This window comes from Rheinheimera salexigens (assembly GCF_001752395.1).
Classification (GTDB): domain Bacteria; phylum Pseudomonadota; class Gammaproteobacteria; order Enterobacterales; family Alteromonadaceae; genus Alishewanella; species Alishewanella salexigens.
Genome location: NZ_MKEK01000001.1, coordinates 85,898 through 97,149, shown reverse-complemented (window position 1 = coordinate 97,149; position 11,252 = coordinate 85,898). Strand labels below are relative to the sequence as shown.

Sequence of the window (11,252 nt, the reverse complement as noted above, 5' to 3'; positions counted from 1 at the left end):
GCGCTGTTATATCACAGCTAGCATGAAGCTTCAGTCATTGTTACGGCTGCTAGTTAAAAACCCTTATTAATAATAAGAGTGTTCACCCGCTTGGTGTTCAGTAATATCACGCACGCCAGTTAATTCGTTAATAAACTGATTTAATAACTGTTTTTCAATGCCCTCTTTTAACGTGAGGTCGACTTGTGAGCAGCCATTACAACCACCGCCGAACTCTAATACGGCCACACCTTCTTTTGTTAATTCAATCACTGAAACCCGTCCACCATGGTTAGCTAACTGTGGATTAATCTCAGCATCAATGACATATTGCACTCGCTCGAGTAAAGGGGCGTCGTCATTCACCTTGCGCACTTTGGCATTCGGCGCTTTTAACGTCAGCTGAGAACCCATCTGATCGGTAACAAAGTCGATTTCAGCATCTACTAAAAACGGTTTACTTTCAGCGTCAACCACGGCATCAAAACCGGTAAAGTTGAAACGTAAATCTGATTCTTCAACCGCATCCGGCGGGCAGTAAGATACGCCACATTCCGCTTGAGCCGTGCCTGGGTTGACAACAAACACGCGAATTAGGGTGTCTGTTGGCTGATTAGACAATAATTTTGCAAAGTGTGCCTGTGCTTGTTCTGAGATAGAAATCATATTAGTACCTGACTAAATTACTAGGTTAATTACTATGATACTCCTCCTGTTTATTGGATGCCAGCCTAGCTTGAATTTTGCTTTCGGATCTGGCTAACTTAGCCGCTGCTAAGAGGATATCAGTATGAAATATGTTAGTTTGCTGTCATTGGCACTGTTTAGTTGCCTCAGCATTGCTCAGATACAATATGCACCCCAAGCCGAAAAACCAAGTCTACCTAGCCCGAAACAAGTATTAGGCTTTGAAGTCGGCCAGTGGCATGTGCGGCATGATCAAATTCAAAATTACTTTGAACAGCTTGCAGAGAAATCGGACCGAACTCAGTTAGAAGTTATTGGTTATAGTCATGAGCAACGGCCAATGTTGCAAATGGTCATTTCTGCCCCAGAAAACTTAAGCCGTTTACATGATATTCGCCAGCAACATATAGCCGCTGCGCGTGGTGATGCCAAACCCAATGATAATGCACCTGTGGTTATTTGGCTGGGTTACAGTATCCACGGCAATGAGCCAAGTGGTGCAAACGCGTCATTATTATTAGCCCATTATTTAGCGTCGAGTGATGATCCGCAAGTGGTTAACTGGCTAAAAAATGCGGTGATTTTAGTGCAGCCCAGCTTAAACCCAGACGGCAACGATCGTTTTGCACTTTGGGCCAATATGCATAAAGGCATGACACCGGTAGCGGATAGACAAAGTCGCGAACATAATGAGCCTTGGCCTAATGGTCGGCCTAATCATTATTGGTTTGATTTAAACCGTGACTGGCTGTTACTGCAACATCCAGAAAGCAAAGCTCGCATAGCGCAATATCAGCAATGGCTACCGAATATTGTTGCCGACTATCATGAGATGGGCACCGATAGCACTTTCTTCTTTCAACCGGGCATTCCAAGTCGTAACTCACCCTTTACTCCAGAGCGTAACTTTGAGCTCACCAGAAAACTGGCGAAATATCATGCCGCAGCTTTAGATAAAAACAGTAAGTTATATTACACAGAAGAATCGTTTGACGACTTTTATGTTGGTAAAGGCTCAACGTATCCGGATGTCCAAGGCAGTGTCGGTATTTTATTTGAACAAGCCAGTAGTCGTGGTCATATTCAAGAAAGTATTAATGGCGATTTAAGCTTTCCTGACACCATTCAAAATCAATTCACCGCTTCGTTATCTATGATCCAAGGTGCGGTAGAACAACGCTTGTCGTTACTGAATTATCAACATCAGTTTTATAACGATGCCAAGCAGCAAGCCCGTGATGAAAAAATTAGCGGCTATATTTTAACCGAAACCGCCGATAAAAGCCGACTGGCCGCTTTATTAGATAATTTACAACGTCACCATATTAGCGTGTATCCACTGCGTAAAGATTTCAAAGATGGCGGTGAGAAATATAGCGCTGGCAATAGTTATTATGTGCCGCTACAGCAAGCGCAATACCGTTTTATTAAAGCCGTATTTAGTACTGAAACATTATTTAATGATAACACCTTCTATGATGTGTCAGCTTGGACCTTACCTTACGCTTATAACATTCAATTTAAAGCTGTAAAAAACAGCCCAAGTAAAAGTCACTTAGATGACAGCTGGGTGCAAAATCCTGTTGTTTCGACTGAATTAACGGCTGGCGCTTATGGTTATGCGTTTAATTGGCAAGATCAACAAGCGCCGTTATTACTGCAAGCGATATTAGCTGAAGGCTTACAAGTACGTGCTGCTATGAACGACTTTACGGCTGACACTCCCCAAGGCCAAGTTGATTTGCTTAAAGGCGCTATGGTGTTGCCAGCAGGCTTGCAATCAGGCGACTGGTTTGCTCGTTTACAGCGGGTGCAGCAGCAGTTTAATTTGCCAATTTACGCTATTACTACGGGCTTAACGGCCAAAGGCAGTGATTTAGGGAGTCGCAACTTTGTGCCAGTTACTATGCCAACTGTCTTGCTGATAGCGGGACCAGGTATTAGCTCGGGTGAGGCCGGTGAGGCTTGGTATAATATCGAGCGTTTAGGCGGTATTTCGCCAAGTATGGTGGAGCCTCAGCGCTTTGGCTCTATCAATTTAAGCCGTTATAGCCATATTGTGTTACCAGATGGTAACTATAGCCAGTGGTCAGATACTGATGTTACCAAGTTAAAAACTTGGCTACAGCAAGGCGGAGTATTGTGGGCACATAAGCGTGCCGCGATGTGGTTAGCTGAGCGTAAAATCTTAAAGGCCGAGACCTGGTCTGCTGCTGAGATGTACAGTTTAATCTCCTCTGACAACCTTAGCTATGCAGATCAAGAGCAATTAGGCGGAAAGAGACGCTTAGCGGGCGCTATTTATCAAGCGCAATTAGATTTAAGTCATCCGCTAGCCTTTGGTTTTAGCCATGCTGACTTGCCCGTATTTAAAAATAGTGTGTTGTTACTTAAACCAAGCGAGCAACCGTTTGTTAACGTCGCTTTATATAGTGCTGCACCACAATTAGCCGGTTACACCGCGGCGGAATATATTCCAAGAATTAGCCAAAGCGCGGCGTTAATGGCACATAATTTCGGCAAGGGTAAAGTTATTGCGATGACCGACAATCCGGTGTTTCGCGGTTATTTCTTTGGTTCAAGTCGGTTATTAATTAATGCCTTGTATCTAGGTCATAGCCTAGATGCCCGAGCGCAATAAGCCATAAGGCAGGCTAATATTCTGCTGTCTTTAATCTAAAACCGTAACGGCTAAAGTCCATAAACTAATATGACTGACGCCGTTACGCTTTAGTAAGCGACATAATTCGTTGGCTGTCGCACCTGTGGTAATAACATCATCTATTAATGCAACATGGCTTGGTAAAGCAGCCGTTGTCTGCAAACTAAAAGCCTGTTTTAAATTACGCTGGCGTTGTTTACGATTTAATCCTACTTGGGCTGGATTTTTATGCTGACGTTGCAACACATTAAGTAACGGCAACTTTAATTGTTTAGCGGCCGCCTTAGCTAGAATTTCAGCCTGATTAAAGCCCCTTTTACGTTGTCTGCTCGGATGCATAGGTACATAAAGTATGGCTTGCGGTAAGGCTATTGTGTGCTTAGCATAGCGACTTAATAAGCTTATAAATTGCTGTTGCAATAACTCTCCCGCGGCATGATTAGCAAAAAATTTCCATTGCTGGATCCAATGCTGATAAGGATGATGATAATAGCTTAGTGCGAGTAATTGCTGAAATAAGGGCTTTTTAATACTTTTGCTCACTACCGGCAACCAGAGTAAATTATAATGACACAGTGGATAAGGCAAACTAGGTAAAGCTTGTTGGCAGCAAGTGCACAATTGTTGCTGAGCATGTTGCACCGGCAAGCTACACCATAAACAACAAGACGGTAACAGTAAGTGCCAGTAATGGCGTAATGACGGAATGATATTAGTGATCACTGACAACCTACGAGTTCACAATTAATTAACTATGAATAAGACTAGCACAAGCCAAAAACCTACGCTGGTATTGCTGCATGGCTGGGGGGTTAATCAAGCTGTTTGGCAGGCTACAACTACAGCTATAGCCAAAGAAGTTAAGGTGATAACCCTTGATTTACCCGGTTTCGGTGCTGAACGTCAATTCCCGCAGCCTTATCAGCTAGCACAAATTGTTGACCAATTAGCAGCAAAAATTCCTGAGAAAAGTTATGTTTATGGTTGGTCTTTAGGTGGTTTAATCGCCATTGCTTTAGCGGATAGGCACCCAGAAAAAGTAAAGCAACTGGGTTTAATTGCCGCCACACCTTGCTTTTTAGCGCAAGAAAACTGGCCAGGAATGGCCGAGACCGTTTTGCAACAGTTTGCTGTGGCACTAAGTAAAAACTTGCCGCAGACCATAGAACGTTTCTTGGCGATTCAAGCTTTAGGCAGTCACAGCGCCAGAACGGATATTAAAGCCTTAAAGCAGGCCATTTTAGCTTTTGCTCAGCCAGAGCCAGCAGCGGTTTCCGGCGCCTTAGATTTGCTAAGTAGCATTGATTTACGCCAGGCTTTTAAGCAGCTTAAAATGCCGCTAGTAGGTTGTTTTGGTCGCTTAGACTCGTTAGTACCGGTAGCGGTTACTGAACAATTGCGACAATTACAACCGCAGATGGCGCTAACAACCTTAGCTCACGCTTCTCACGCGCCGTTTATTTCTCATCCAGAGCAATTTATTACTTGGTTAAATGACTCGATTTTACGGACCTAGTTTACAGACTTAGCTACTTGCTTAGTCTTAGCGAGCTTAATGCTGGCTTTTTAAGCGGGGTTGGTTAATAATTGGCCAGTATTGGGCGTTGAATAAAGGTGAGTTGTTATGGATGTAAAATCGGCATTTATGTCGGGTGTGCAAGGCTATCAAAACGCTGCTAGTAGTGTTAAGTCGGCTACTCGTGCAATTAACCAACCAGAATCATCCTCTTTAACCGCTAACTTAGTGCAATTAAAACAAGCTGAATTAACCGGTCAAGCCAGTGTTCGGGCAATAAAAGCTGCAGATGAAATGCTGGGCACTGTGATCGACATCCGAGTGTAAGATGATTACTTCACACTACCCTAATGTGAGCATAAATACGGCTAACCCGCCTACCGAACAAGCACGGCGTGATAACTCACGTATAGATTTATTTACCCCCGTTAAACATGCTGAAAAGTCTGTAGCCGAAAAGCCGGTGTTAACTGACGAAAAATCACGCTATCCAAGCCATAATCAAAATAACACTTCTAGCGCCGGCGAAAAAGAGACTGAGACCTACCAAGCCATAAATGCTGGCTCAGAACAGAACCCTGATAAAGAATCAACTGAGCAGCAGCAAGAACAACAAAAACAAGCGGAACAAAAGCAAGCCCAAGCGGCAGAACAACAAAAAATTCAACAGCTTAAAGCGCGTGATAGTGAAGTTAAAGCACACGAGCAAGCCCATGCTAGCGTCGGCGGCAGTTATGCTGGTGCGCCTAGCTATAGTTATCAACAAGGGTCAGATGGTAAGCGGTATGCGGTAGGCGGTGAAGTACAAATTGATATTGCACCTATAGCCAACGATGCTAAAGCGACCATTACCAAGATGCAGCAAGTGCAAGCTGCGGCACTGGCGCCGGCACAACCTTCTTCTGCTGACTTATCTATTGCAGCGAAAGCAGCCCAACAAGCGCAACAAGCTAGAGCCGAGTTAATAGCTGAAAATGCGACGGATATGGCAACGCAGAGTAAAATGCAGCAGCGGCGAGATGTCATTTCAGGTTTTTATCAGCAATCTACCTTACCGCAACAACAAAACCCTGCCCAAACAGTATAAAAATTATTTAAAACCAGTACACAAATTTAGTAATAACACGCTAGCCAATTACGCTATTAACTAGCGAGTTATCTACCAAAATTATATAACGCTATTTCTTTAATTTGGCAAAAGCATCAGCAAAAGCATTACCCATAGCAGCATTATTGTCTTGCGGCTTTTGTGGCCGTGCTGTTGTTGTTTGCTTTTTAGGTTGACCTTTAGCAGCTGCTGGTTGCGCAGCTTTCGCTACCGGTTGTTCGTCTAAACGCATGGTTAAGGCAATGCGCTTACGATCTACTTCTACATCCATCACTTTTACTTTAACAATATCACCGGCTTTAACCACTTGATGCGGATCGCTAACAAACTTATCGGTTAATGATGAAATATGGACTAAACCGTCTTGATGCACGCCAATATCAACAAAAGCACCAAAGTTAGTCACGTTAGTCACCACGCCTTCTAGCAACATACCCGGTTTTAAATCTTTTAAAGTTTCTACGCCGTCTTTAAAGTTGGCGGTTTTAAATTCTGGACGCGGATCTCGGCCGGGCTTTTCAAGTTCTTTTAAAATATCGCTAATGGTTGGAATACCAAAATGCTCATCAGCAAACTCGGCAGGGTTAATACTGGTTAAAAAGCTGCTGTTGCCAATAATTTGTTCAACGGTTTTTTGTTGAGTACGCAGAATTTTTTCTACTAAAGGGTAAGCTTCTGGGTGCACAGAAGACGCATCTAAGGCATTTGTACCATTATTAATCCGTAAAAAACCAGCGGCTTGTTCAAAGGCTTTTGGCCCTAAACGGCTCACTTTTAATAGTTGATTGCGGCTATCAAAGCGGCCGTTACTGTCGCGATATTGAATAATATTTTGGGCTAGGGTTTTATTTAAGCCGGCTACTTTGGTTAATAGCGCAGCTGAAGCCGTATTTAAATCAACGCCAACGGCGTTTACACAGTCTTCAACCACAGCGTCTAATGAGCGCGTTAATAAGCTTTGGTTAACGTCATGCTGATATTGACCAACCCCAATCGCCTTAGGCTCTATTTTGACTAGCTCGGCTAGAGGGTCTTGTAAGCGACGTCCAATAGATACTGCGCCGCGCAGGGATACATCTAGATCAGGAAACTCAGCGGCGGCAAATTCAGAGGCAGAGTAAATTGAGGCGCCGGCTTCTGATACCATAATTTTTTGGATGTTATGTTCAGGCAAGGCTTTAATTACATCGGCTGCCAGTTTATCGGTTTCGCGTGATGCCGTACCATTACCAATTGCGATGAGGGCAATTTTATGTTGTTGGCATAATAAGCTCAGCGTGCGTACCGATTTATCCCATAAGTTTTGCGGGGCATGGGGGAAAATAGTACTGTGGCCTAATAACTTACCGGTTTCATCAATTGCAGTCACTTTAACCCCAGTACGCAAACCCGGGTCCAGAGCTAACGTGCGGTGCATACCGGCCGGGGCTGCCATTAACAAGTCTTTTAAGTTGCGCGCAAAAACATTAATGGCTTCTATTTCAGCTTTTTCGCGTAACTCGCTGAGCAAATCGTTTTCTAGGTGTAAATGCAGTTTAACTTTCCAAGTCCATTGCACCACAGTACGTAAAAAGCTATCTGCGGCACGGCCTTTATCGCTAATGTTAAAGTGATCGGCCACCATCTGCTGGCAAATAGCATGGGCCGTTTCTTCATTGCTATCCGGCACTAGTTGTAAAGCTAAGATACCCTCGTTACGGCCCCTAAACATAGCTAGAGCGCGATGTGAAGGCACATTTTTCCAGCTTTCACTGTGGGAGAAATAATCACGAAACTTGGTACCTTGTTGCTCTTTACCGGCAACAACGGTACTTTTTAATTGGGCATGTTGCGCTAAATGGCGGCGTAATTGGGCCAATAAGTTAGCATCTTCAGCAAAGCGCTCCATTAAGATATATTTAACACCCTCTAATACCGCTTTACTATCGGTATAACCTGCTTCGCTATTAATAAATGCTTGAGCTTCAGTTTCAGGATCTAATTCAGGTTGTTGTTGAATACTATCGGCAAGCGGCAATAAACCGGCTTCGATGGCCATTTGACCTTTAGTACGACGTTTAGCTTTATAAGGTAGGTATAAATCTTCTAAACGGGTTTTATTATCTGCGTCGAGCAATTGCTGCTTAAGCTCTGGGCTTAACTTATCTTGTTCATCTATAGTGCGAATAATAACTAAACGGCGATCTTCTAATTCACGTAAATAGGTTAAGCGCTGCTCAAGATGACGTAATTGAGTGTCATCTAAGCCACCGGTGGCTTCTTTACGGTACCGAGCAATAAAAGGCACTGTCGAGCCATCATCTAGCAACTGTATGGCGGCAGTAATTTGTGCTGGTTTAGCCGCTATTTCTGAGGCAATTGTATTGACAATCAAAGACATAAAAAATTCCTAATGCAGCGCCTACAGTGGCAGTGCCAATAAAAAACAAACTGATAGCGTAATTGTCTACTTTCAGCCTAAATAAATCCAATTAACTGTGCAGTAATTAACGATTGCACCCGCGAGTTGTTGTTGCTTATGTGCACTCTAATGGTGCTGGTTAGGCCTATTTTCAAGCGTTAGCTGTTAATTAGACAAACTTTGTAACATAAAGAACTTTGCCAACTACTCGTTAAATCAGGGTTTTAGTTTATAGTGAGGCCAATAGTGTGAGACAAATAGTTTTGGAGGCTTAGCAATGATGGTATCTGAAACATCAAAGATATTAGTGGTCGATGATGATATGCGGTTACGAGCTTTATTAGATCGATATCTAGTAGAGCAGGGCTATATAGTGCGTAGTGTGGCTAATTTTGAGCAAATGCAACGTGTAATGGAACGTGAGAATTTTCATTTAATTGTATTAGATTTAATGCTTCCTGGTGAAGATGGCTTATCGATTTGCCGTCGTTTACGCCAACAAGAAAACCAAATCCCCATTATTATGTTAACGGCTAAAGGTGATGAAGTTGATCGGATAATCGGCTTAGAAATGGGCGCAGATGATTATCTACCTAAACCGTTTAACCCGCGTGAGTTGTTAGCCCGCATTCGTGCAGTAATGCGACGCAAAACCAAAGAGCTGCCGGGTGCACCTAGCCAGTCAGAAACCATTATAGAATTTGGCCCTGCTCTACTAGATATCGATCTAATAAAGCTCGTNGAATTTTCATTTAATTGTATTAGATTTAATGCTTCCTGGTGAAGATGGCTTATCGATTTGCCGTCGTTTACGCCAACAAGAAAACCAAATCCCCATTATTATGTTAACGGCTAAAGGTGATGAAGTTGATCGGATAATCGGCTTAGAAATGGGCGCAGATGATTATCTACCTAAACCGTTTAACCCGCGTGAGTTGTTAGCCCGCATTCGTGCAGTAATGCGACGCAAAACCAAAGAGCTGCCGGGTGCACCTAGCCAGTCAGAAACCATTATAGAATTTGGCCCTTTTAGTTTTAATTTGGGCACGCGTGAAATGCACAAGGCAGACAAGCTGCTGCCGCTGACCAGTGGTGAGTATGCGGTGTTAAAAGTATTAGTCAGCCACCCCAGAGAGCCATTATCTCGCGATAAGTTAATGAACCAAGCTCGAGGCCGTGACTACTCTGCCATGGAGCGCAGTATAGATGTTCAAGTGTCTCGGTTACGCCGTATGCTAGAAGATGACGCCAGTAACCCGCGTTATATCCAAACAGTGTGGGGATTAGGCTATGTTTTTGTTCCCGATGGTAGCATTAATTAAATGCGTTTAGTGCCTCGTAGTGCCTTTGGTCAAACGGTTTTTTTAATCGCCTTATTGCTATTAATTAATCAGCTAGTGTCTTACTTATCGGTTGCCTTATATGTCATAAAACCCAGCACCCAGCAAATTACCCACCTTGTCGCCAAGCAAATAAAAGTGGTATTTATAGACGTTGATAACCCACAGCTATTGCTAGACAGCCCAATTAACGCAAGGCTACAACAAGTCACCGGCATTGAGGTTTATACTGAAGCTGAGGCTATGCAGCAAGGCTTAACAGAAGCTCGTTATTACGCTTATTTTTCTGATTTAATGTCAAAAGAACTGGCAAGTAAAGCCGAGGTTAGGGTGGGCCAAGGCGATTCTTATGCATTTTGGGTGCAATCATCTCAGGCAGCAGGTTATTGGATAAAGGTCCCCTTAACCGGCTTAGACGAAACTGATTTTTCACCACTAACATTTTATTTATTATTAATCGGTATATTGAGCGTGGGTGGTGCTTGGTTATTTGCTCGGCAATTGAATAGGCCGTTAAAAAGTTTGCAACTAGCGGCTTTACAAGTGGGTAGAGGAGAATTTCCGGCGCCGTTAGCTGAGCAAAAAGGCTCTACAGAAGTGATAGCTGTAACCAAAGCCTTTAATTATATGGCCCGGGGCATTCAGCAATTAGAAAAAGATCGGGCATTGTTAATGGCTGGTGTGTCACACGATTTACGCACACCGCTAACCCGAATACGCTTAGCCTCAGAAATGATGCACGAACAAGATAGCTGGGTCCGCGATGGCATTATTAATGATATTGAAGATATGAATGCCATTATTGATCAGTTTATTGATTATCTGCGGCATCACAAAGAAGAGGTCGCAGAAAAAGAAAACCTGAATAATTTAATTCGAGAACTGGTACAAGCAGAGTTAGTGCAGCAGCGTGCAATCAGTACTGATTTAGATACTAATTTGCCCTTTATTTATCTGCGGCGAATAGCCATAAAAAGGTTATTAAATAATCTATTAGAAAATGCTTTGCGCTACAGCGAAGGCGCTATTGAAATAAGCAGTGGCTATGAACGTAAAAAGAAACGGGTATTTATTCAAGTACGCGATCATGGTCCTGGTATTCCTGAAACCAATATACCCACCATGTTTCAACCCTTCACCCAAGGTGATGAAGCCCGAGGCAGCAGTGGCTCCGGTTTAGGCTTAGCTATTATTAAAAAAATAGTTGATATGCATCATGGTGAAATAGAACTGCATAATCATGTGGAAGGTGGTTTAGTGGTGAGTATTTACTTACCTATTAAGCCGAAAAGTAAACTACTTTAACTAAAAACTAGCTGCAAAGTGAAAAAATAATATAAGCATAAAATTAACCTAGGTCATTAAATTAATGGAACTTTATTTTAAAATTTTACTGTTTTTATTTGGTTGGTTATGTTATCAAATGCGCCTATGTTGCAAAAACATAGCTGTTTTTAACAGTTTGCATTTATTTACCTATTAGTGTTGTAGAGTCTTATGCAAAAGTAATATATCGCAGAATATGTACTTTGCTGTAGAAATACTAACAGTGAAATATA

Annotated in this window: 9 protein-coding genes and 1 pseudogene; 7 read left to right on the top strand and 3 right to left on the bottom strand. The window is 42.8% G+C overall.

Annotated elements, in window-relative coordinates; all coding sequences use genetic code 11:
• Window positions 1-66 precede the first annotated feature (66 nt).
• The gene (gene nfuA / locus BI198_RS00505) at window positions 67-645 is read right to left on the bottom strand and encodes a Fe-S biogenesis protein NfuA (RefSeq protein WP_070047780.1); all 579 of its coding nucleotides are present in this window, start codon (window positions 643-645) and stop codon (window positions 67-69) included.
• Window positions 646-769: 124 nt separating this feature from the next.
• On the opposite strand from nfuA, the gene BI198_RS00500 reads away from it, so the two are divergent.
• Window positions 770-3,307 (top strand): M14 family zinc carboxypeptidase, encoded by a 2,538-nt coding sequence (locus BI198_RS00500; protein WP_070047779.1) that lies wholly within the window; start codon window positions 770-772, stop codon window positions 3,305-3,307.
• A 30-nt stretch (window positions 3,308-3,337) separates the two neighbouring features.
• On the opposite strand, the gene BI198_RS00495 is transcribed toward BI198_RS00500, so the two are convergent.
• Window positions 3,338-4,051, bottom strand: a complete 714-nt coding sequence (locus BI198_RS00495; RefSeq protein WP_235605184.1) for a ComF family protein — start codon at window positions 4,049-4,051, stop codon at window positions 3,338-3,340.
• A 31-nt stretch (window positions 4,052-4,082) separates the two neighbouring features.
• On the opposite strand from BI198_RS00495, the gene bioH reads away from it, so the two are divergent.
• The 3 genes from bioH to BI198_RS00480 all read left to right on the top strand — a co-directional run bounded on the left by bioH (window position 4,083) and on the right by BI198_RS00480 (window position 5,931).
• Entirely contained in the window at window positions 4,083-4,844 is a 762-nt protein-coding gene (gene bioH / locus BI198_RS00490; RefSeq protein WP_070047778.1) for a pimeloyl-ACP methyl ester esterase BioH, read from the top strand.
• A 108-nt stretch (window positions 4,845-4,952) separates the two neighbouring features.
• Window positions 4,953-5,171: a hypothetical protein gene (locus BI198_RS00485; protein ID WP_070047777.1), complete on the top strand. Its 219-nt coding sequence runs from the start codon at window positions 4,953-4,955 to the stop codon at window positions 5,169-5,171.
• 1 nt (window position 5,172) lies between these two features.
• Window positions 5,173-5,931, top strand: a complete 759-nt coding sequence (locus tag BI198_RS00480) for a putative metalloprotease CJM1_0395 family protein (RefSeq protein WP_070047776.1) — start codon at window positions 5,173-5,175, stop codon at window positions 5,929-5,931.
• Between the two features lie 91 nt (window positions 5,932-6,022).
• On the opposite strand, the gene BI198_RS00475 is transcribed toward BI198_RS00480, so the two are convergent.
• Window positions 6,023-8,332 carry a Tex family protein gene (locus tag BI198_RS00475; RefSeq protein ID WP_070047775.1) on the bottom strand — a complete coding sequence of 770 codons (2,310 nt, stop codon included), beginning with the start codon at window positions 8,330-8,332 and terminating at the stop codon, window positions 6,023-6,025.
• 298 nt (window positions 8,333-8,630) lie between these two features.
• Between BI198_RS00475 and BI198_RS00470 the strand changes: the two are divergent.
• The 3 genes and pseudogenes from BI198_RS00470 to envZ all read left to right on the top strand — a co-directional run.
• Window positions 8,631-9,094 (top strand): annotated as a pseudogene (locus BI198_RS00470) (response regulator); the annotation flags it as partial.
• A gap of 1 nt (window position 9,095) precedes the next feature.
• Window positions 9,096-9,675 (top strand): osmolarity response regulator transcription factor OmpR (ompR, locus tag BI198_RS00465; protein WP_235605182.1); only part of this gene is annotated, 580 nt, incomplete at its 5' end.
• Window positions 9,676-10,998, top strand: coding sequence for a two-component system sensor histidine kinase EnvZ (envZ, locus tag BI198_RS00460; protein WP_070047774.1), 1,323 nt, complete (start codon window positions 9,676-9,678; stop codon window positions 10,996-10,998).
• Window positions 10,999-11,252: the final 254 nt, after the last annotated feature.